This is a genomic window from Aquimarina sp. AD10 (assembly GCF_003443715.1).
Lineage (GTDB): Bacteria > Bacteroidota > Bacteroidia > Flavobacteriales > Flavobacteriaceae > Aquimarina > Aquimarina aggregata.
The window spans coordinates 2,414,607-2,435,912 of record NZ_CP031965.1 but is presented as its reverse complement, the minus strand read 5'-3'; the positions used below and the strand labels follow the sequence as shown (position 1 = coordinate 2,435,912).

19 protein-coding genes are annotated in these 21,306 nt (G+C 30.9%); 5 read left to right on the top strand and 14 right to left on the bottom strand.

Going from position 1 to position 21,306, the window contains the following annotated elements; genetic code table 11:
- Nucleotides 1–24 precede the first annotated feature (24 nt).
- The 4 genes from D1816_RS10040 to D1816_RS10020 all read right to left on the bottom strand — a co-directional run bounded on the left by D1816_RS10040 (nucleotide 25) and on the right by D1816_RS10020 (nucleotide 5,125).
- Nucleotides 25–1,329 (bottom strand): DUF819 domain-containing protein, encoded by a 1,305-nt coding sequence (locus D1816_RS10040; protein ID WP_066319043.1) that lies wholly within the window; start codon nucleotides 1,327–1,329, stop codon nucleotides 25–27.
- 113 nt (nucleotides 1,330–1,442) lie between these two features.
- Nucleotides 1,443–3,335, bottom strand: a complete 1,893-nt coding sequence (locus D1816_RS10035) for a peptidase M61 (RefSeq protein ID WP_147405024.1) — start codon at nucleotides 3,333–3,335, stop codon at nucleotides 1,443–1,445.
- Nucleotides 3,336–3,343: 8 nt separating this feature from the next.
- The gene (locus D1816_RS10025; protein ID WP_118502627.1) at nucleotides 3,344–4,150 is read right to left on the bottom strand and encodes a Cof-type HAD-IIB family hydrolase; all 807 of its coding nucleotides are present in this window, start codon (nucleotides 4,148–4,150) and stop codon (nucleotides 3,344–3,346) included.
- 42 nt (nucleotides 4,151–4,192) lie between these two features.
- Nucleotides 4,193–5,125, bottom strand: coding sequence for an alpha/beta hydrolase (locus D1816_RS10020; protein ID WP_066319049.1), 933 nt, complete (start codon nucleotides 5,123–5,125; stop codon nucleotides 4,193–4,195).
- A 207-nt stretch (nucleotides 5,126–5,332) separates the two neighbouring features.
- On the opposite strand from D1816_RS10020, the gene D1816_RS10015 reads away from it, so the two are divergent.
- Complete coding sequence (locus D1816_RS10015) at nucleotides 5,333–6,115, top strand: S1/P1 nuclease (protein ID WP_118502624.1); 783 nt, start codon at nucleotides 5,333–5,335, stop codon at nucleotides 6,113–6,115.
- A gap of 3 nt (nucleotides 6,116–6,118) precedes the next feature.
- Here D1816_RS10015 and D1816_RS10010 read toward each other — a convergent pair whose 3' ends face one another.
- Nucleotides 6,119–6,982 carry an AraC family transcriptional regulator gene (locus tag D1816_RS10010; protein ID WP_066319051.1) on the bottom strand — a complete coding sequence of 288 codons (864 nt, stop codon included), beginning with the start codon at nucleotides 6,980–6,982 and terminating at the stop codon, nucleotides 6,119–6,121.
- 217 nt (nucleotides 6,983–7,199) lie between these two features.
- Between D1816_RS10010 and D1816_RS10005 the strand changes: the two genes are divergently transcribed.
- Nucleotides 7,200–7,616: a MauE/DoxX family redox-associated membrane protein gene (locus D1816_RS10005; protein ID WP_066319053.1), complete on the top strand. Its 417-nt coding sequence runs from the start codon at nucleotides 7,200–7,202 to the stop codon at nucleotides 7,614–7,616.
- Between the two features lie 84 nt (nucleotides 7,617–7,700).
- Here the strand turns inward: D1816_RS10005 and D1816_RS10000 are convergent, their stop codons facing one another.
- From D1816_RS10000 to D1816_RS09990, 3 genes are read right to left on the bottom strand one after another with little or no spacing between them, the layout of a single operon-like run.
- Nucleotides 7,701–8,312 (bottom strand): alpha-ketoglutarate-dependent dioxygenase AlkB, encoded by a 612-nt coding sequence (locus D1816_RS10000; RefSeq protein ID WP_118502620.1) that lies wholly within the window; start codon nucleotides 8,310–8,312, stop codon nucleotides 7,701–7,703.
- Between the two features lie 14 nt (nucleotides 8,313–8,326).
- Nucleotides 8,327–8,674, bottom strand: a complete 348-nt coding sequence (locus tag D1816_RS09995) for a MauE/DoxX family redox-associated membrane protein (protein ID WP_066319056.1) — start codon at nucleotides 8,672–8,674, stop codon at nucleotides 8,327–8,329.
- A complete protein-coding gene (locus D1816_RS09990; RefSeq protein ID WP_066319059.1) occupies nucleotides 8,674–9,135 on the bottom strand; it encodes a hypothetical protein in 462 nt (153 codons plus the stop codon). Before D1816_RS09990 ends, D1816_RS09995 begins: the two co-directional genes overlap by 1 nt.
- 249 nt (nucleotides 9,136–9,384) lie before the next feature.
- On the opposite strand from D1816_RS09990, the gene D1816_RS09985 reads away from it, so the two are divergent.
- The gene (locus tag D1816_RS09985) at nucleotides 9,385–10,431 is read left to right on the top strand and encodes a M12 family metallopeptidase (protein WP_233565227.1); all 1,047 of its coding nucleotides are present in this window, start codon (nucleotides 9,385–9,387) and stop codon (nucleotides 10,429–10,431) included.
- Nucleotides 10,432–10,507: 76 nt separating this feature from the next.
- Here the strand turns inward: D1816_RS09985 and D1816_RS09980 are convergent, their stop codons facing one another.
- The 5 genes from D1816_RS09980 to htpG all read right to left on the bottom strand — a co-directional run bounded on the left by D1816_RS09980 (nucleotide 10,508) and on the right by htpG (nucleotide 18,725).
- Nucleotides 10,508–11,350, bottom strand: a complete 843-nt coding sequence (locus tag D1816_RS09980) for a DUF6503 family protein (protein WP_118502618.1) — start codon at nucleotides 11,348–11,350, stop codon at nucleotides 10,508–10,510.
- A gap of 152 nt (nucleotides 11,351–11,502) precedes the next feature.
- The gene (locus tag D1816_RS09975) at nucleotides 11,503–13,161 is read right to left on the bottom strand and encodes a serine hydrolase (RefSeq protein ID WP_118502616.1); all 1,659 of its coding nucleotides are present in this window, start codon (nucleotides 13,159–13,161) and stop codon (nucleotides 11,503–11,505) included.
- 143 nt (nucleotides 13,162–13,304) lie between these two features.
- Complete coding sequence (locus D1816_RS09970) at nucleotides 13,305–15,626, bottom strand: outer membrane beta-barrel family protein (RefSeq protein WP_118502614.1); 2,322 nt, start codon at nucleotides 15,624–15,626, stop codon at nucleotides 13,305–13,307.
- 93 nt (nucleotides 15,627–15,719) lie between these two features.
- Nucleotides 15,720–16,709: a response regulator transcription factor gene (locus D1816_RS09965; RefSeq protein WP_118502611.1), complete on the bottom strand. Its 990-nt coding sequence runs from the start codon at nucleotides 16,707–16,709 to the stop codon at nucleotides 15,720–15,722.
- 126 nt (nucleotides 16,710–16,835) lie between these two features.
- On the bottom strand, nucleotides 16,836–18,725 hold the full coding sequence (htpG, locus tag D1816_RS09960; RefSeq protein WP_066319074.1) for a molecular chaperone HtpG: 1,890 nt from the start codon (nucleotides 18,723–18,725) through the stop codon (nucleotides 16,836–16,838).
- A gap of 253 nt (nucleotides 18,726–18,978) precedes the next feature.
- On the opposite strand from htpG, the gene D1816_RS09955 reads away from it, so the two are divergent.
- Together D1816_RS09955 and D1816_RS09950 are read left to right on the top strand one after the other, a co-directional pair.
- Entirely contained in the window at nucleotides 18,979–19,644 is a 666-nt protein-coding gene (locus D1816_RS09955; protein ID WP_066319075.1) for a TetR family transcriptional regulator C-terminal domain-containing protein, read from the top strand.
- A gap of 47 nt (nucleotides 19,645–19,691) precedes the next feature.
- The gene (locus D1816_RS09950) at nucleotides 19,692–20,999 is read left to right on the top strand and encodes an AarF/ABC1/UbiB kinase family protein (protein ID WP_118502610.1); all 1,308 of its coding nucleotides are present in this window, start codon (nucleotides 19,692–19,694) and stop codon (nucleotides 20,997–20,999) included.
- A 141-nt stretch (nucleotides 21,000–21,140) separates the two neighbouring features.
- Here the strand turns inward: D1816_RS09950 and D1816_RS25625 are convergent, their stop codons facing one another.
- Nucleotides 21,141–21,305, bottom strand: a complete 165-nt coding sequence (locus D1816_RS25625) for a hypothetical protein (protein ID WP_157766212.1) — start codon at nucleotides 21,303–21,305, stop codon at nucleotides 21,141–21,143.
- Nucleotide 21,306: the final 1 nt, after the last annotated feature.

Genomic DNA, 21,306 nt, shown 5'->3' with positions numbered 1-21,306 from the left:
TATGCTATAATTTAGCTTTAAATACTAACTCCCAGAGGCGATTTGCATTAATATTGTACATAAAATTGCACCATAAGTTCCAACAACGTAACCAAACACTGCTAAAAGCACTCCTACTGTAGTTAGTGATGGGTGAAAAGCAGCTGCAACTACGGGCGCTGATGCTGCACCACCAACATTAGCCTGACTACCGACAGCCAAGAAAAAATAAGGTGCTTTTATTAGCTTTGCTACAGCTATAAGTAATAAAGCATGAATAGACATCCATACTATACCAATTGCTATTAAACCAGGGTTTTCAAAAATACGAGCGATATCCATTTTCATACCAATAGTGGCAATTAATATATAGATAAAAATACTTCCTATTTTACTAGCACCTGCACCTTCATATTGTTTTGCTTTAGTATAAGATAACAGTATGCCTATTGCAGTGGCAATCGTGATCATCCAGAAAAATTTAGAAGTAAATGATGATAGTGCTGAACTTTTATCATTAAATATTTCAAAATTCTCTGATAACAGATTAGAAATACCTCCAGCTCCCCAATGCGCTATACCGACGGTTAAGAATGCAATAGATAGCATGATTATATAATCTGATAACGTTGGATTTCTAGTTATACTATTGGCATAAGTAGAGACTTTTTCTTTTAGAGATTCTATAGCACTAGTATCTGCATTTAGCCATTTGTCAATTTTTTTGCTTTTGCCAATACCTATGAGTAATATAGCCATCCATAAGTTTGCAACTACAATGTCAACAAGTACCATTCCGCCATATTTGTCAGGATTATATTCATAAATTTCTAACATTGCAGCTTGATTTGCACCTCCTCCAATCCAACTGCCAGCAAGAGTAGATAACCCTCTCCATACAGCATCAAATCCCGCTCCACCTACAGTTTCTGGAGAGAACGCAGAGATTAACAAAATGGCCAAAGGTCCACCAATAATAATACCGATAGTCCCGGTAAGAAAAATGATCAAAGCTTTGGGACCTAAATTAAAAATACCTTTTAGGTCAATACTTAATGTCATTAAAACTAATGAAGCAGGTAAAAGATATCTGCTGGCAATAAAATATACTTTTGAAGATTGTTTTTCTAAGATTCCGTCGGCGTTCATTTCTTGCCATTCTGGAGAAATGATTCCTAACGAATTAAATATAGAAGGTAAGAGATAACATAACAAGACCCCTGGAACAATTTTATAAAACGTTTTCCAAAATTTTTTAGAACTGGATTCAGTATAAAAAACTAATCCTAAGCAAAGTATTAAAATACCAAAAACGATCGTATCGTCAGTAAAATAAGGGATATTCTGCATCGTTGAGTTTTTAATTATAGAGTAGAGTTAAGGGTGTACTCTAAGAAAATAGTATTGCAAAATACATTATTTTAAAAAGGCAAGAGAATATTACGATATAAATTTATTGTGGGCTAGTCATTAATCCAACTCTTGAATAACTTTTTTTGTTGTAAAGTTGCACTAGTGTTTTGTTCTAAGATACTTTTTTCAACGGTTGGCTCTACAACATTAGACTTAAGTGTCATTTCTTGACCATCACGTTTGATGCGAAATGTAATATCATCTCCTATTTTCCATTCATTTGAATCTCCAAAAAGGTCATAGATATTTTTAATGTTGTATGCTTTGTTATTTATGTTTAATAAAATGTCACCGGCTTTTATTCCGATGTTATTTAGAAAACTATTAAAATTACCATTGGATTCAAATTGAATTTCTTTGGTATTTTCAGAACCTTTTACAAAAGGTTCTTGTTCATGTAAAAAATAAGATGACTTTTCGTTTAGAACACCATATTTTACACCTACTTTATCAAAATAAAACTCATAATTAATAGGTTGCCCTTGGATCACATGATTTTCTAAGAAATCATTTATCTCTTTGTAAGAAAGTTCTTGTATGGTTTTGAATAACTCGTTGTCTTTAAACGGAGTGTCTATACCAAACTCGGCAGATAAGTTTTTGATAAGATCTAATATCCCATAGGCACCATCACTTTTTTCACGCATTATAATATCTAGGCACATGGATATTAAGGCACCTTTTTCATAAACATTTCGGTAATCCTTTAAATAAGGGTCTACAAGTATGTTTTTACTCATTTCAGTAAATGAAACAGTATCGTCAAAAGTTTTAGATACTTTGATTTTATCATGTAACCTTTCAAAAAAATCTTCTTTGGTAATTAGTCCTTGCGAGATTTGAAATAGTAGAGAGAAATATTCGGTAGTGCCTTCATACAACCAAATATGTTCTGACATTTTTGGATTGTTATAATCAAAATCGTGAATTTCTTCAGAGTGAATAGTAAGCGGCGTTACAATGTGAAAAAACTCATGTGATACTATGTCGGTAAGTGCTTCGTTTAGCTTTTTATGAGAAAGGGACTCTGGTAAAACTACAACTGTAGAGGCATTGTGTTCTAAAGCTCCAAAACCATGCGCATCTTCTTTTTTTGTAGAAGATAGATATAGTAATATGCTGTACTTTTTAGTAGCGTTTATTTCTCCTAGAAAATTACGTTGAGCACGTATCATACGTTCCATTTGAGGCATTAATCTCGCGGCTCTATGGATTTTATTTGGGGAATAGACACTAAGAAGTATTTCAATACCATTTACTGTAAAAGTAACTTGATCAGGTGCAGAATACATTATAGGAGAATCAGCTACTTCAGCATACCTTTTAAAAACAAAAAAATCCATGTCGTAATTTATATTCTCTAAGGACTTTTCTGGAATAATTTCTATTGCAGAAGTTGAAGCTTCTAATGATGTTGGATGCTTTACAAATAATTTATATTTACTTTCCTTAAGTCCACTAAAGTAGCCAACAAAGGCATAAAGATTTAATACAAAACTTTTGTTTTTTAAAATGTTCGAACCTGTTGGAGAAAAAATGCTATGACTATTTTCGGTATCAAAGGTGTCATTAACTAAATAAGTGATTCTGTCTAATTTTTGTACGTTATTTATTTTCCATCGGTTATCACCAAATTTTTGAGTATATAATACATTGCCTTCTTTGTCTAACGCTTGAAAATCTTCAACATACTTTCCATAATTATTATTTTGATAGGTGCCCGGAACAATTTTTGGTAAATAATAACTTATAGTATCAGAGTCTAAATTGGTAACCTTAATTTCTACTTTAACCTTATCTTCAATTACATTAAACAAATCTAATGTAGCCATAACCGTTGGTTTTTTTGGTATTACTGTCGAAATTGACGGTTTGCAGGAAGCTACTGCATTAGATATGGATATTGCAAGTACTAGGTTAATTAAGATTTTAATTATTTTCAAGACAATTTTTATTTGATATTATTTTTAATATAAATGGCAACGCCATCTTCTTTTCCAGAACGTGTTACTACATTGGCAACATTTAGTGTTTCTGGTTTTGCATTTGCTACAGCGACTCCCATTCCTACGGCATCAATCATTTCGATATCATTAAAATTATCACCAAATGCTACTGCATCTTTAAGCGGGATATTAAAATGGGTATTTAATAACATCTCTATTGCTGTTAATTTTGAGATACTTTTATGAGCTACCTCAATATACGTAGGTTTTGAACGATATAAGTGTAATTTCTGTTTAAAATTATAATCTAAAAAATTATACATTTTGTCAATAGCAGATTCTTCACCCATACACATGATCTTATGGGCTCCGATATGTGTTGTTTTCCATTCCTTTATTACATCTTCTATTGGTTTAACGACAGGATTTACTTTTGTGTTTTGAGCTTCTCGATTAGCCCAAAAGTCCATTTCAGGAACAAACCAATCATCGTTATGATATAGACTTAGATGTACTTTTTTATCCTTATTAAAGTCTCGAAGCTCTTCAATAATTTTTGTAGGGATAAAGGTTGAATGCACTATTTTTTGATTGATTAAGACTAAACCACCATTATAACAAATAAGAGGTTGATCTTTAATCTGCAACTCTTCTTGTAAATGTCTCATTGCACTAGGCATTCTAGATGATATCAAAACGACAGGAATAGTATCTTTAATTCTGTTAATTTCTGATATAGTAAATTCTGAAAGTTCTCTTTCAGAATTTAATAAAGTACCATCAATATCAGAGAAAACAATGCGATGCTGCATTATACAATTTTAGATTTAGGTTAGTATATCTATTAAAATTTACTACTTATTTACAAAGTTAACAATACTAGTAATAACTTCTGGCATAATTTTTCGCCAGGATTCATTATACGATTTATGATTTTCTAATCGATCTCCTTTGATTTCTTTAAGAATATGGTTCATGTTAGGTACAATTACGTATTCGGATTGGGGAGCAGATTCTTTTAATTTTTCTGCTTGAGATAGCGCTACTTGGATGTCTTTTTCACCATGAATAATTAATACAGGTGTTTCTAGTTGAGATATTTCGTCGGTAGGGGTATATTTTACCCATGATCGCATAAAAGGTTGTAATTCTGATCTAAATATTGAAGCCAAAGCAGGTTCATAATTTGTAGCGCGCCCGTTATCTCTTAATTCTCTAAATGCTACAATCGCACTTTTATCTAAACCAGGAGCTTGTTTCGAAATTTGTTCTATAATTACTTCATCAATTGATTGGGCGTTTCCCGCTATTGAAATAAAACCATTTACTGTAGAATCTTTTGCTGCTAACATGCCAATTAATGATCCTTGACCATGACCCGCTACAATAATCTTAGTATATGTTTTGTTTCGTTTGAAATACGCAATAATAGATTTTACATCTGTAATGTAATGATCAAAAGAAATTTCATCTTCGCGTATGCCTAGTCCTTCCATTTTAAAAAGCCTTTTATCATATCTGTACGTTGCTATTCCTTGTTTAGCTAGGTCATATGACAGTTTTTTAAAAGTATCATTCTTAGACATTCGATCATTACCATCTCTGTTGATTGCTCCGGCATCCATTATTAATATTATAAGAGGTACCTCTTCTTCGTCAGTGTAAGGAGTTACTAGCGAACCTTCTACATACCTGTTGATTTTTACTATTGCAGAATTATATTCTTTTTCTTGGGCAAAACATAAGGTTGAAATAATAAGAAAAAATAAAGAATATATAAATCTCATATTTGGGGATTAGATTAATTTATAAAGTTAATTAGTATTGAACTCTTATCATAAAAACAATTAAGGGTAAATACAATAAATAGTACTATACAAAACGATGAAAACCTAGCCATATTTTGATTTCCAAAATAAGAATTAATTATTTCTTATAATTTTTAACTAATCACTAACATAGCCTTTTTTATCTTTGCTTCAAAATAAAAGATAATGAATATTCGCACAACAACCGTACTGGTTGTATTTCTAATCTCATTTACAGCATTTTCAACAAATTATGATTGGGGTAAGACTGGTCATAGAGCAACAGGAGAAATTGCAGAAACCTATTTAACAAAAAAAGCTAAAAGAGCAGTATCGAGTATTTTGAATGGAGAAAGTTTAGCATTGGTATCGACCTATGCTGATGAAATTAAAAGCGATAAAAAATACAAAGGATTTAGTCCATGGCATTATGTGAATTTTTCTTTTGATAAGAAATATGGTGAAGAAACACCTAGTGAATATGGAGATTTGATTCAGGGTATCGAAAAATGTATTTCGGTACTTAAAGATGAAAAATCCTCTGACCTCGATAAAACATTTCATCTTAAAATGTTAGTGCATTTTTTGGGAGACCTTCATCAGCCTTTACATACTGGAAGAGGAGAAGATAAAGGTGGTAATGATATACAAGTACAGTGGTTTAGAGATGGATCGAATCTACACAGAGTATGGGATAGTGATATGATTGATTACTACGGTATGAGTTATTCAGAATTATCTATAAATACAGCAGAGTTATCAAGATCCGAGATTGAAAATATAGAAACAGGTACTATTGTAGATTGGGTTCATGAATCACAACAACTGGCAAAGAAAGTTTATGATTCTGCCAATGTTGGAGAGAAACTAGGATATAAATATATGTATGATTATTTTCCTATTGTACGATCACAATTACAAAAGGGAGGTGTGCGGTTAGCTAAAATATTAAATGAGATATTTGGATAAGGATTAACCGGCCTCAATAGTCATTTCTTTTCTATATTGTTTTGGAGACATTGCAAAGTGTTTTTTAAAGGTTTTAGTAAGATGACTTTCATCGGTGTACCCTAATTGATATGCAATCTCAGCAATAGTAAATTCTGTATGTTGTAATCTATATTCTACAAGTTTCATTTTATATTTAGTAACATACTGATGTATCGATTCACCTGTTTTTCTTTTAAAGTAGGTGCTAATAGAGCTTTGAGACATGTTAAACTTATTTGCTAAAAAATTAATTTTAGTAAGATCATTATCATATACATTTTGCCTAATATGTCCTAAGATTTGATCGATCTTTGTATTACCAACAAGTATTTCTCTTTGATTAGAAGTATATTTTTCAGAAATATTTCTCATTATAATACTCAAAATAGTACTTATAGCATTCGAAATAATTTCTTGATAATAGTTCTTTTCATTTTTAAACTCATCTAAAACTACGTTGTGAATATCCCAAATAATATTTCGATCTTCTTCGTGACAAATAACATCACCAGGAATGATGTTAGGATGATGCAATAGTTGTTCAATTCTTTGTAACCAGTATTTCCTATCGGGTAAGTTCACCTTACTGGAAAATAAAAGTTCAGTGAATTTAAAATAAGTAAATTTAGAATGTTTTTCTATTTCGAAGTGGTGTGTGTCTTCAGGTGCTAGTAAAAAGATATTATTCTCTGAGTACGCAAATCTAACACCGTTAATAGTATGATAACCGCTTCCTTTCTCAACGAAGATAATTTCAAAATAATTGTGGTTATGAGGCTCCGCTTCCCATTCATCAATAGCATATTGATGCACAACAAAGGTCTCATGCAAAGTGTAACGATTCATAAACATTTTTTAACATTCTTAAAGTTACAAAAATAAAATCAATAAACAGGAATTGTTTTTTACATGTAATAATCAACGAAATCGTTAGATGTTGTTGATATGTAGTTAGTTGTGTCTTTTTTTTACAAGTTTAAGGTATAATTATACAAGTTTTGAGGTTTTTTTACGACGTATATTTGTAGCATAGAGTAGCACAGTTGTTTTTAATAGAGTTTTTATGAAATTTAGAATTTATATATATCCAGTTATAAGAATAATAATGGGGATGTCGTTGGTTTTATATAGTGTATATAATGTCATTAAATATCGTAGGTTTTTAGATAGACTTGATCATTACTTTGATCAGGCTTCAATATTTGATATTGGTTTTATTGAAGCTTTGGCTCCATTAGTACCTTTTGAAGAATTTGTAATAGGAATTTTTTTAGTACTCAATATTTTTAAGAGGAAGGTTTTAATTGCCTCGATTCCATTATTCGGTTTTTTTACACTTTTCTTGCTTGATGTAAATCAAATTAGTTGTGCATTTATATATGCAATATTTTGTGTAACGGCGATAATATTATTAAAGAAAGATAAATATGATTTGTATGCAGACAGAAATTCTGCAGATTCATTTCGTATGATACAATAGTTTTGATTTTTCCCTTTAAAAGGATTTTGTGAATTGATTTTTTGTTTGATTGTAGATACCCTTGCAAATAGTGTAAGGGTATTCTTATGCAATTAATCTAAAGGTGAGATTGATTCTTGGTTCCACTTTTTTTTGTGTTTTTGGGATTTGATGTAACCAGCATTCTTGTGTTTTTCCTTGCATAAGTAGTAGACTGCCAGGCTGCAATAATATCTTTTGCTTTAAGTTTTTGTTGTTTTTATGTTTAAAATGAAACCAACGTGCTTGACCAAAACTGCATGAAGCAATAATTGGATTATGTCCTAATTCTTTTTCATTATCCGAATGCCATCCATTACTATCCTGGCCATCTCTATATAAATTTAGTAAGCAACTTGTAAAAGATATTGTACAGACTTTTTCTAACTCTTTTTTAATCAATAAAAGCTCTTTTGTAAAAGGGTTAGGTTTCATAGTTATATTGGAATATGTGTAGGCATTGTCATTATTTGCATATAAAGCAGTAAGTCGGGGTTGCGGATATGTTTTTCCAAAAACGGTAATGTCATCTTGTTGCCATTTAATAGTATTTTTTAAAGTTTTAAATAGCTTTTCCGCCATGTTTTTACTAAAAAAATGAGGATAGTAACGTACATCTGCATCGATCATATCTAGTTGTATATAATCACCTTGCAAATCAAATAATGGTAAACTCATGATAAAAATCTAATCTATATATACTGATATGCCCAATATATGATACCAAACTGTAAAAACAATCTAAAAACCAGTATTGATTTGGGAAGATTAAGGCTTGCTTTTTTATGAACCAGCATATGAATGTGTACTGGAAAAAATAGAATTAGCATAATTACAATTGCCCAAAGGGAAAATACTCTCGAAGTTGTAAACAATAATCCTATACCGGCACTAAGTTCTGCAAGACCACTTAAATAGACAATTAATTTATGATAAGGTATGTACAATGGCATAACCCTCATAAACGCCTTTGGACGAACAAAATGAAAAATTCCTGCAATGATAAAAATAGAAGATAAAATATATAAATGCCAACTCATTAAACGCCAGTAGTTTTTTGTTTACCAGATTCACTAAGTGCAAAATCTTTACTACGAGTCATTTTTCTAATAAAGCTCACTTTTCTAAAGCGTAGTGCAGTCCAATCATCATCAATAGAGACTTGTCTTACAGGTTCTAAATTATAATCACCAAGAACCCCCCATCCATAATCTCTTGTAATTTCTGATGTGTAATTCTTAGAACTTTTCTTAGGGTAAGCAAACCATAAAATGCCATCTCCTACAAATTTAGGATACAATGTCTCAATACGATTTTCGATTTGTTTTTTCTCAGTAACAAAAACTATGGCAAAATCTACCTCAGATACCTGTATCAAAGATTCTTTTACATCTACATCTTTAAGGCAATCTAATTCTTTACAAAAGCCCTTGGGCTCATTAAGTATCAAAACCTCGTCTAACTCAGGAGGAAGCTGTAATTTTTTAAAAAGCGGAGTCATGATTGTGAATTTTTAGAAAATGTGCTTTCTAAAGATACAAAAAATGTAGATGATATTTACTATAATAGCTAGAATTCATAAAACAATATGTTTAATAAAATACAGTAGAATTCGCAATTTTATAGCGTATAATTAAAATCTGATGCGAAAAATTTAATATTTAACATTAAAACGTAAAAATATAGCAAGTCGGATGCAATAAGACAGTTATTTTGTAGTTTGCACAATACAAACTCAAACTTATTAATTATGAAAAATTCTTTTAAAAGCATCGCGCTAGGTGCTTTGGCACTCGCTATGTGCGGTGTATTCGTTTCTTGTGAGAATGATCAATCAGAAACTTCTTTAAATGAAAATCTAGAACAATTAGACAAAGGCTTCACTCAAGAAATGGCTTTTCCTGAACAAAATGGAAGTATTGAAACTATCAAGCTTAATGGTCAATCTGTTAAAGTAGAAAAAATAGACGGTCAGTATATTTTTGGTGGAGATATGATTGTTTTTCCTGATAGCGATGATGCCAAAAGTACTGGACGTACTGGTAGAAGATGGCCAAATAATACTGTATACTACGATATACAAAGTAGTTTGGCTAATCAAAGAAGAGTTACAGATGCAATTGCACATTGGGAGGCAAATACAAGCCTTAAGTTTGTAAGACGAACTAATCAGTCTGCTTACATTTATTTTAGAACAGGTAGTGGTTGTTCTTCTTCTGTAGGTCGTACTGGAGGAAGACAAAATATTAACCTTGCCAATGGTTGTTCTACAGGTAATACAATACATGAAATAGGACATGCTGTCGGATTATGGCATGAGCAAAGTAGAAGAGATAGAGATCAATACATCACTATCAATTTTCAGAACATACAGTCTAACGCAACATTTAACTTTCAGACATATAGTCAACAAGGTACAGATGGAGCAGAATATACTAATGCTCTTGATTTTGGTTCTATAATGCTTTATGGTTCTTTTGCTTTTTCGGCTAATGGTCAGCCTACTATTGTTAGAAAAAATGGATCTACTTATAATGCGCAAAGAAATGGTCTGTCTGCAGGAGATATTGCAGGTATAAATGTCATGTATCCAGGTACCGGAGGTGGTGGTACTGACATCTGTGATGGTGTAGCACCTTATTCTAGTTCGCAAAGCTACAGAGTAGGAGATCGTGTAACTTATAGAGGGTATTTATATGAAAGAGAAAGAACAAGATGGAATAGATTAGGAAGATGTGGAACTTCTAGATCATCTAAATCTGCAGAAATATCGGATCTTAATGATGTAGCAAAATAGTACAGTATTTAGATATATTAAAAAAGAACTCCCCTTTAAAATTGATTTTAAAGGGGAGTTCTGGTTTAGTAAAGAATTAAAGTTTTATTTCCTTAGCGTTTTCGGGAGTTTCAAATAAGTTGCTTTCTGAATCTAAAAAAGTAATGTCAGAGATCGTTACCTCACCAATTGTATCACCATAAATTCCTTTTTCTTCATTCCAACCATAGAAATCCCATTTAGTAGCAAATGGAATACCATCTATCATTTGGAAATCTTTATAATGAACCGCATGTGGGTCTTCTTCTGCTTTAGAAGTATCTCCGCCACTTCCAAAAGATACTATATAGGCAGCAGATTTTAAAGTACTTTCATTAACATCCGTATAAATTACATACCAATCATCAGGAGCATCACCGGTTCCTTTTTCAAAAGTTAGTTTTGCAGTTTGGTGATCAACATTATCAAGAGCTCTATTGTTGCCAAGTTCCCATTTTGTACCAGGGTCATTTAATTTATATGGCATTGCAAAAAAATAAGTCCAAGTAAACATATCAAAACGAGCACCTTTTTCGTTAGCGTCCTCTGGACATAAAAACACTTTTTGTCCATCATATATTAGTTTACTTTCATCTTTTTTATCAATTCTTATTTTTGTAGAATTAGTAAGCATCGTAACCTTACCATCTAAGTGGGGTTTACCTCCAAAAAGAATATTAATATTAAAACTTACTGCTTTATGTTTTAAAAAAGCTTCTTTCTTATGTGCCTTTTCGATACTTGCAATATAATTGTCAATAATAGAAAGTGCGCCATCACCAATACCTCCATCAGGTTCTACCGGTATCATTTCATTTTTTTTATCTTCAGTTTTTTCTTTTTTATCCTGATTGCAACTAATCGTTGTCATAGCTAGGAATAAAATCAAGAAATATTTCATTGTGTATAGAGTTTATGTTATAAGTGTTAAAATTACTAAAACCAATACTTGAAACATAGTATTTATGAAAACTGTAACAGATGATTGGTGCTAATAAGGTAATGCTTAAATTATAAAATTTAACTTTGAGTTATACTATCGAAATGATACAGTTATTTTTTTCTTTTTGCAGAAATTTTATTGTTTGCCTGATGTAAGATGGCATAAATAGTTTTATTATTTTTCATTATAAATTCTATAGTTGCAGGAAACTCTTTGATAAAGAATTTGGTCTTGGTTTCAGCGTGTATCTCAAAAGATTCCTGTCCTGTAGCTTGAGATATTAACTTGTCATTTTCTAACTTGATAGTAATATCAAAACCGGGTTTGATTTCATAAATACCAACATATTGTTTTAAAATATTTATAGGAACTTTGATAATCTTTTTTTCCAAAGGGATTGGCTTGTTGGTTTTTATCCCTTTTGAAATGATGTTTGAATTACGATCGGTAAATATTACTTTGATAGGGTCTTGCGAAACATCAAATTTATATTCAGAGAAGTTATCTTCAAAGAAAAACGAAGACTGGTTTTTAGGAAAAATTTTAAATTCTGTACTTCCTTCTCTTTTACTATATAATTGATTTTCTTTTAAAGTAATGATTCGAATTGCTTTATCTTCAAATTCATATACTCCGATGAATTTCTTTAATTCTTGATTAGGTATATTAATTGCAGTTTTGGCAGTATGGTAAGGTTTACCTATTGCCATGGCTGCAATTTTTTTAGCTAGGTTAGCTGGACTATTACAATTACAATTAGTAAGTATGACAACATATACATCTTCTTTAAGAACATAGATTTCATAAGAGGTATACCCAAAAATTCCGCCACCATGCTGAATAGCTGGTACATCATTAACATCATACGTCAACCAACCATATCCATAATTGGTAGGGTCTCCATTATTTAATGAGTAATTAGTATAGGCTTTTTGTAGTGTTTCTTTTTTTACTAAGCTGTTTTTATTAAGCGCTGTTTGCCATTTAAATAGATCCTCTACGGTACTCATTAAAGAACCTGCAGCATAGGGCAATGTCATGCTTAAATAATTAGAATTTATATAACCATTTTTGGTTTGATACCCTGAAGCTCTATTTTTGATAATTTCACTTTTATGACCATATCTAGAGCTGTTCATTTGTAACTTTTTAAAAATATGCAGTTCTACAAAATCTTCATAGGTTTGCTTAGAAATTTTTTCAATAATATATCCTAAAATAAAATAACCAGAATTGCTATAACTCCATTTATCTCCAGGATCAAAATCCAAAGGCTCATTTTTAAAATAATCAATCATTTCTGTAGGAGTCATATCATTTCGGGCAATTTTTGATAAATTCATCGAAGTATAACTTTTTATTCCTGAAGTATGATTTAAAAGATGATGTATGGTTATCTTTTTTCCATGAGTAGGATAATCAGGTATAAATTTGGTTATTTCATCCTCAATAGATAATTTTCCTTGTTCCATTAACATTAATATCGCTATCGAAGTGAATTGTTTTGTAATAGAACCTATTTCAAAAACATGGTTGGGTCTCATTGGTACATCGAGTTCAATATTGGCTAGCCCAAATGCTTTATGATATATAATATCTCCTCTTTTGGCAACTAATATTGTGGCGCCTGATCCATCAGACTTGTATTTTTCTCGTAAAAGAGTGTCAAATTTTCCTTCTAAATTTTGTGCAAAAGAAAAAAGTGGCACTACAAAAAATAACACCAACAAAATATAATTGAAGGGGAGTAGTTGATTTTTAAACGTCATGGTATCTGTTTTTTGATTGATATCTCTGTATGACGGTCTGTTCGTATTTCTAGTTACAGAAAAGATTTAAATTTTAAAAAAGTAGATGTGCGCTTATTTTTCTTTAAGAGCAAGTGGGTTAGTTTAATACTGGTATATCAAGGCTACCGCAATCTATTGATGTTTTCGTCGATATCCTTATTTTTAAAAGATGTTTTTTTTACTTTTCCAAAGAAGTACTTGATCGAAATTGATAATTCTTGAGCATTTACATAATATATATTTTCAGTATTAATACTATTGATGGTGGATACATCAATAAAATTCATGTTTCTAAAAACATCATTTACGTTTATGGCTACAGTAAGGTCTTTAAAAAATATTTTGGTAAACGAAGCTCCCAAGACAAACATAGCGTTTCTCTTAAAAACACCTTGATATCGTTTTGTAAATCCCCAAAAATTTAAACCTAAAGTTGTTTCATGAGGCAGTTTAAATTCGTTGTTCGAGTAATAATATAGATATGGTTTTACTTTGTTAAGTATAGCAAGATCGTCTTTAATTTTACTATTAAGTACAGAAAGAGAATTTGTTGTGCTCCACAGTTTATAGGTTGTGGTATTTGTATATCTGATCTGATAACCAGATTCCTCGCTAAAGTTTTGAGGAGAGGATATGGTTCTGTTTTCTGAAGGAGTATAGCGCACAGCATAAAATATGGGATCTTTTTCGGTATAATAGTTTAGGTAAAGCGAATGTTTTTTTAGTTGGATATTTGCAGATATTTCTGTGGTTATAGTGGGTTTTAAATTTACATTTCGTGAAAATTCAGAAAAAGGACTAATAAAAGTACTTATAGAACTTGCATTAAGAAAACTTGGCCGACTGATTGTCGTATTATAATTTAGATGTAAACTTTTAGTACTGTCTATGGGGATGGTAAATTTGACTTTTGGAAATAAACGTGTTTTTTTGCGATCAATCAATGGATTAGACTCTTTTCTGAAACTTCCTTTAACAACATTAGTTTCGGATCTTATTCCTAAAGAAAAATTATATTTATTTTTTTTAGCAGATAACTCAGCGTAAGATGCATAAATATCTTCTTGATAGTCATATTTTGATGTCCTTTTGCTTATGGGACGTAAAAAATTAAAATCAGATGTTGCCAATGCATTTGCATGGGATATACTTCCGCCGATTTCTAATTTGACATTTTTATCAAATTCTTTTTCAAGATCTATTCTGGTGGCTAAGGCTTCTATTTGATATTTTTGATCTCGATTTTGAGATGCTACAAATCCCATTTGATTTAAGTTATTAAAAATGTTACTCTTTAGGTGCCTTACATAACTTGAATATTGAATTCCAAAAAACAAATTACTCGTATTGGTGATTTTTTTGTTTAAGTTGATATTACTACTAAAAAAGCTTCTTTCTTCATCATTTTTAGTTTCGGTTAAGATAAAATCCTCTTGTAGATCTTGTTGTAAAAATGTACTCGCTAAAATGGGAAACCGATCAGTTTGAGTTCTAAAATTTACTTGCCCAGATATATAATCATTTTTATTTAAAGAATAGAATACTCCGCTACCCATAACAAACTGAGGTCTAGGACCAATCGAATTTACACTGATTTGTGATTTAATATTTTCATCTGGGATGTCAAGTTTTGAATCTACAGCCTCCCAAAAACCAATTTGATTGTAGTTAAAGTTAGCTCTCAATTCTAATTGTTTTTTCTTAAAAGTACTGTTTAGACCTGCATAATTATCGAACCTTCTTTTAAAAGAAGCCGTCTCAGAAAGTTGAACTTTATAACCGTCTAAAATATCTCGTTTTCGTGTAATAAGTATTAAACTTCTACCTTCTGCTTCGTATTTAGCAGAAGGGTTATCTATAATTTCAATATCCTTAATATCATCAACAGCTAATGCCTTTAATTGATCAAAATTTATTTTTTGGTTATCTAAATAAAGTAGCGGTGTGCCTCGTCCGATAATACTAATTGATTCCTGATTTGGACTTATTTGTATTCCTGGTAATTTTGATAATACAGCAGTCGTTGTTGGTAGAGATTTAAAAACCGAATTTTCTATTTCGACTTTTATATTGCCATTTGTAAACTTGATGTTATTTTTGATTCCTTTTATCGTAACTTCATCTAAAGCAACCCTGCTTTTTTGTAATGTAATTGTTATCGATTTATTTTTATTAAGCAAAATTTCTTCTATTTTTTTTTCATATCCAATACATGAGATTGAAAGTATATACGCGCCAATTTCAAGATTGGTAAAGCTAAATTTTCCTTGATTAACAATGGCATATCCAATAGTAGTATTGTCTTTTTTATCCATAAGAAGAATATCTCCCGAATTTAATGGACCGTTATCCTGATTAGAAATAATACCCGAAATAGAATATTGGTGTTGGCCATAAACATTACAATAGATGAATAGAATTAAGTAACAAATTATTGATCTCATTTTTTGCTTTAATTTTTAAAGCAAATAACAATCGAAAAAGGAGTAATGTCATTTTTTTTGAAGCCGAATAAGGTACTAGTACGGGTATGATTTTTACTTTTTTAGTAGTAACTCCTTGCGATTAGAGATGTTGAGCTTACTGTAAATATTTGAAATATGTGTTTTTACAGTACTAAGGCTTACAAATAACTCATTTGCAATTTCTTTGTTACTTTTTCCAGAAGCAATAAGATCTTTTACAATGGTTTCTTGTTTACTAAGGGGGATTTGAGTCTTATTTTTTAATTTGCGTTTTGACGAAACAAGAATTGTGACTAACAGAATAATAACCAAAACAGCAATACCATTAATCCATAAACTTATATGGTACCTTTGACTTGTTTGTTGTTGTATGATAAACGCCAGTTTATGCTCTAGATGTGTATATGTAATTGGATCAAGTTCACTGGATTTTAATTCTTCTAAAAACTCAATATAGTAGTCGGGGTTGGTTTGGATATCTTTATCTAACAGATCTTGATCGTCTAACCGTTTAATTCCGATTAGTTTTACCAAGAGTATTTGCAAAGAATCTTTTACATATCCTTTGGTTTCTAATAAGTACTGTTTTGGATCAAAGTCAGAGGTTAGATTTTCATATCTAGCTTGGAATTTTTTTAATTTTTGCCACTCTCTATCCGCCGTATTACTTGAAGTGTAATCATTAAATACTATTTTAGATTTTTTAAAATGTATAGTGTCTTGTTTTGAAGCAATTAATAATTTGAAATTCTTTACCTTATCAGAAAGCTTCTTTTTTTCTTCTAAAGAAATAGGATTTATATGAACTTTATATATATCATCTTTTGTGGTAAATAAATGGTTGTCAAAAGCAAAAAAACCATCTTTGGTTAATTCAGAAAAAGCAATTGTATTTGATGTATAAGCCCCTTTGTTTTCTTCAAAACTAACTTTACTTAAATATACTCGTTTTTCCCATGGTTCTGAATTGTCCAAAGCTACATAACCTGATATTGTATGTTGGCTAAATAGATTTGTATTTAGGACAAGTAAGAATAAAAAAAAGGTATAAAGTTTTTTCATCTTTAGTGGATATACAGCAGAGTTACGAATGTAAAAGTTTTGTTACTTAAATCAAAAGTATTACAATAAAAAACCGCTTCAACTAGAACAGTGAAGCGGTTTAAATATATAAGTAAGACTTAATAACTATTTGATCATCTCAAAACTACGTTTGATAAAATCTGTTAGTTCTTCTCCTTTTAATAAATTTTGAGAAAGCCTTGCCAAGTCTAAAGATTGTTTAATTAAACGTTCTTTTTTCTTTTCAGTTTTTGTTGCTGCAATTTGGCCGATCAATTCATGATTTGTATTTACAACCAAATTATACATTTCTGGCATATTACCCATACCAAACATTCCACCGCCACCGCCGGTTTGTTGCATTTCTTTCATACGACGCATAAACTCGGGTTGCGTGATCATAAATGGAGAAGCGTCACTATCCATAGCTTCTAACTGTACAGTATATTTTTCTGCAGGGATTACTTTACCAAGATCTGTCTTAAGATTTTCTTTCTCTTCATCAGATAGCTTAGAGATAGTTTCCTCATCTTTTTTGATCAAATTATTAACGTGATCAGCATCTACACGAACAAAAGTGATATTTTCTTTACTCGTTTCCAATTTTTGGATCAAGTGTGAAACGATAGGTGAGTCTAATAATAACACTTCATACCCTTTGTCTTTTGCAGCAGTAATATATGAATGTTGCTCGTCTTTATCTGAAGCATACAGAACAACTAACTTGTTATCTTTATCGGTCTGATTGTCTTTAATTTTTTCTTGAAGTTCTTCAAAAGTCAAGAATGTGTCATCTACAGTTGGATATAATGCAAATTTATCTGCTTTTTCAAAGAATTTATCTTCAGATAGCATTCCGTATTCTATAACTATCTTAATATCATTCCATTTTTGTTCAAAATCTTCTCTACTATTTTTGAACATTGTACTAAGCTTATCACCAACCTTACGAGTAATGTAACTTGAAATTTTCTTTACATTACCGTCGGCTTGTAAATATGATCTAGAAACATTTAAAGGAATATCTGGCGAATCTATAACTCCACGTAACATTGTTAAAAATTCCGGAACAATACCTTCAACATTATCAGTTACAAATACTTGGTTTTGGTATAACTGTATTTTATCCTTTTGAATACTCATATCCTGACCTAACTTAGGAAAGTATAAGATACCAGTAAGATTAAAAGGATAATCAACATTTAAGTGAATATTAAATAAAGGTTCCTCGAATTGCATAGGATACAATTCTCTATAAAAACCTTTGTAATCTTCATCTTTTAAATCTGTTGGTTGTTTAGTCCAAGCCGGATTAGGGTTATTTATGATGTTATCTACTTCTTGTGTTGGAGCAGGATCTTCTTCTTTTGCATCTTCGGGTTTTGGTAACGTTTCTGTTTTAGTCCCAAATTTGATAGATACTGGCATGAATTTGTTATACTTAACTAATAATTCATTGATTCTTGCTTCTTCAAGAAATTCGGTATCTTCTTCTCCGATATGAAGTATAATTTCTGTACCTCTTTCAGATTTATCATGTTCTTCAATTGTATATGTAGGAGATCCATCACAAACCCAATGTGCAGCAGGTTCGTCTTTATATGATTTAGTTATAATTTCTACTTTATCAGCAACCATAAAAGCAGAGTAAAAACCAAGACCAAAATGACCAATAATTCCAGAATCTTTGGCGCTGTCTTTGTATTTTTCTAAAAATTCTTCTGCACCAGAAAAAGCTACTTGATTGATGTATTTTTCAACTTCTTCTGCAGTCATACCGATCCCTTGATCTATAATATGAAGCTGCTTCTTATCTTTATCTATTTTAACCTCGATCAGTGGATTACCATACTCTATTTTAGTTTCACCAATACTGGTTAAATGCTTTAATTTTAAAGTTGCATCTGTAGCGTTTGAAATTAATTCTCTTAGAAAAATCTCATGATCAGAATACAAGAACTTTTTAATTAAAGGAAAAATGTTCTCTACCGATACATTAATACTTCCTGTTGCCATTTTTATAATGTTTTATTTATTTTTTATTCTTAATAAGACTGTAGTCAAAAAAAGTACCAATAGAAACATTATGACAAACTGACATTGAAGTATAATTTTTTCGCCTAATTCCGTAAGGGATTATACCCAATTACGTCTGTTTAAAAGACAAAATGTAAGTTTCAATTTTGTTGAAACAACTTTAACATATTTTTTGTTTAACTTTTTTACTATAAAGTTAAACAATTTATATCTTTACAAGAAACTTATAGATATGGCATCGACAGGGAAAAAGAAAAAAATAGATAGAGAGTTTATAATTGCAGCGTATATGAATTATGTTCTTGAACATGATGGGTATCCTAAAACTGTTTATAAATTTTGTAAAGACATTAAAGTATCAGAAGAAGATTTTTATAAGTTCTTTGGTAGCTTAGACGGTCTTGATAAAAATATTTGGAGTACTTTTTTTACTACTACTGCCAATGCGATGCATAAAAACGAACAATTCGAACATTTTTCGAGCAGAGATAAAATGCTCACACTTTTTTATACACTATTTGAAATGTTAACCCTAAACCGAAGCTATGTGTTGTTTGCTTTAAAACGATATGATATGCCTCTAAAAAATATGACTCAACTAAAAGGGTTGAGGTCTCATATCAAAGAATTTGCAGGAGAGTTAATAGAGACGGATAATGATGAAAAAACATCAAGATTGGTAAAAAACCCTGTAGCAGTATTTTCTGAAGGCGCCTGGTTACAATTCTTGTTTTTACTTAATTTTTGGATGTCAGACGAATCACCAAGTTTTGAAAAAACAGATGTAGCTATAGAAAAATCGGTGAATACAATATTTGATCTATTTGATAATACACCACTTAATAATGTACTTGATTTCGGAAAATTTCTTTGGAAAGAAAAAATAATGTCAAATTAATTTAAGGAATTAGAAAATTTTCAGACTCATTAAAAAGAAGTACATAAATGAAGACAATAGATAAAATACCAACTACAAAACTAGGAAGAACATCAGAGCTTGTGAAAACTGGCGTTAAGGTGGGAGGCAATTATCTTAAATACTATAGTAAAAAAGCAGTTAATCCAAAAACAACCAAGGATCAACTAAACGAAGATAATGCGGCAGATATTTATGATGGTTTAAAAAACCTTAAAGGAAGCGCTCTTAAAGTAGCACAAATGCTATCTATGGAAAAAAATATTTTGCCCAATGCATATGTAGAAAAGTTTTCATTGTCACAATTTAGTGTGCCACCATTATCGGCACCTTTGGTTCGTAAAACATTTAAAAAATATCAGGGTAAATACCCAGAAGAATTATATGACACGTTTGCAACTCAATCTGTCAATGCGGCGAGTATCGGTCAGGTACACAAGGCTAATAAAGATGGGAAAAAACTTGCTGTGAAAATTCAATATCCCGGAGTTGCAGACAGTATAAGTTCTGATCTGGCGATGGTTAAGCCCATCGCCGTCAGAATGTTTAACTTAAAAGGAAAAGATTCTGAAAAGTATTTTAAAGAATTAGAAGGTAAATTACTTGAGGAAACAGATTATATATTAGAAGTTCAACAAAGTAAAGAAATTACAGAAGCTTGTAGTAAAATACCGGGGTTACGATTTCCTAAGTATTATGAAAAATTGTCTAGTGAGCGTATTATTACTATGGATTGGATGGATGGTAAACACCTTAGTGAATTTGCCAAGCAAAATAAAGATCAAGCAAAAGCAGATAAAATAGGACAGGCATTATGGGATTTTTATATGTATCAAATGCATATACTAAAAGCAGTACATGCAGATCCGCACCCAGGAAATTTCCTAGTAGATAAAGACGATAATCTTATAGCAATAGATTTTGGATGTGTTAAAAAGGTTCCTTTGGAGTTTTATACCCCTTATTTTGAGCTTGCAGATAAAAAAAATATAGACGATCCACATTTTTTTTCCCGAAAGATGTTTGAATTGGAAATACTCCGAGATGATGATTCTCCCAAAGAACTAAAATTCTTCTCGGAGTTGTTCCATGAAATGCTAAGTTTATTTACAAAGCCATTTCAAGAAAAAACATTTGACTTTGCGGATGAAGAATTTTGGAAAAATATTACAGAATTAAGTGAAAAATATGCTAACGACAGCGAGTTAAAAAAGATGAATGGTAATAGAGGTAGTAAGCACTTTCTTTATATCAATCGCACTTTTTTTGGATTATATAATCTTTTACACGATTTAAAATCTACTGTAACTGTCAAAAATTTTGAAAATTACCTTTAGTCAGTCATCCGACTGGCTTGGTTTGTTTATTTATTGGTTAGGTTGTTAGAAAGATGCGCTGTGGTTGGCGCATCTTTCGCTTTTATAAGATTCATGGTTTGTTTTATTTAATTTAGTTACTACTTTGGTTTTTGACTTTAACTATTTTGATGTTGGAGTTGGATGCCAATAAGGATAGTAATCACGTGTACTTACCCCAGTAGGAGTTTTGATATTAGAAGCTAATGCATTTCCTGCAATAATGTTTTTGGGATCTAGAATTTCCTCTTTTTTAAATTTCAGAATACTGTTTTCTTTTTGTGTCATT

Bases quoted from the DNA above. Each gene is read 5' to 3' on its own strand.
- D1816_RS10040 (WP_066319043.1), bottom strand. From the start codon at position 1,329: ATGCAGAATATCCCTTATTTTACTGACGATACGATCGTTTTTGGTATT.
- D1816_RS10025 (WP_118502627.1), bottom strand. From the start codon at position 4,150: ATGCAGCATCGCATTGTTTTCTCTGATATTGATGGTACTTTATTAAAT.
- D1816_RS10020 (WP_066319049.1), bottom strand. From the start codon at position 5,125: ATGAGATTTATATATTCTTTATTTTTTCTTATTATTTCAACCTTATGT.
- D1816_RS10015 (WP_118502624.1), top strand. From the start codon at position 5,333: ATGAATATTCGCACAACAACCGTACTGGTTGTATTTCTAATCTCATTT.
- D1816_RS10010 (WP_066319051.1), bottom strand. From the start codon at position 6,982: ATGAATCGTTACACTTTGCATGAGACCTTTGTTGTGCATCAATATGCT.
- D1816_RS10005 (WP_066319053.1), top strand. From the start codon at position 7,200: ATGAAATTTAGAATTTATATATATCCAGTTATAAGAATAATAATGGGG.
- D1816_RS10000 (WP_118502620.1), bottom strand. From the start codon at position 8,312: ATGAGTTTACCATTATTTGATTTGCAAGGTGATTATATACAACTAGAT.
- D1816_RS09995 (WP_066319056.1), bottom strand. From the start codon at position 8,674: ATGAGTTGGCATTTATATATTTTATCTTCTATTTTTATCATTGCAGGA.
- D1816_RS09990 (WP_066319059.1), bottom strand. From the start codon at position 9,135: ATGACTCCGCTTTTTAAAAAATTACAGCTTCCTCCTGAGTTAGACGAG.
- D1816_RS09985 (WP_233565227.1), top strand. From the start codon at position 9,385: ATGAAAAATTCTTTTAAAAGCATCGCGCTAGGTGCTTTGGCACTCGCT.
- D1816_RS09980 (WP_118502618.1), bottom strand. From the start codon at position 11,350: ATGAAATATTTCTTGATTTTATTCCTAGCTATGACAACGATTAGTTGC.
- D1816_RS09975 (WP_118502616.1), bottom strand. From the start codon at position 13,161: ATGACGTTTAAAAATCAACTACTCCCCTTCAATTATATTTTGTTGGTG.
- D1816_RS09970 (WP_118502614.1), bottom strand. From the start codon at position 15,626: ATGAGATCAATAATTTGTTACTTAATTCTATTCATCTATTGTAATGTT.
- D1816_RS09965 (WP_118502611.1), bottom strand. From the start codon at position 16,709: ATGAAAAAACTTTATACCTTTTTTTTATTCTTACTTGTCCTAAATACA.
- htpG (WP_066319074.1), bottom strand. From the start codon at position 18,725: ATGGCAACAGGAAGTATTAATGTATCGGTAGAGAACATTTTTCCTTTA.
- D1816_RS09955 (WP_066319075.1), top strand. From the start codon at position 18,979: ATGGCATCGACAGGGAAAAAGAAAAAAATAGATAGAGAGTTTATAATT.
- D1816_RS09950 (WP_118502610.1), top strand. From the start codon at position 19,692: ATGAAGACAATAGATAAAATACCAACTACAAAACTAGGAAGAACATCA.
- D1816_RS25625 (WP_157766212.1), bottom strand. From the start codon at position 21,305: ATGACACAAAAAGAAAACAGTATTCTGAAATTTAAAAAAGAGGAAATT.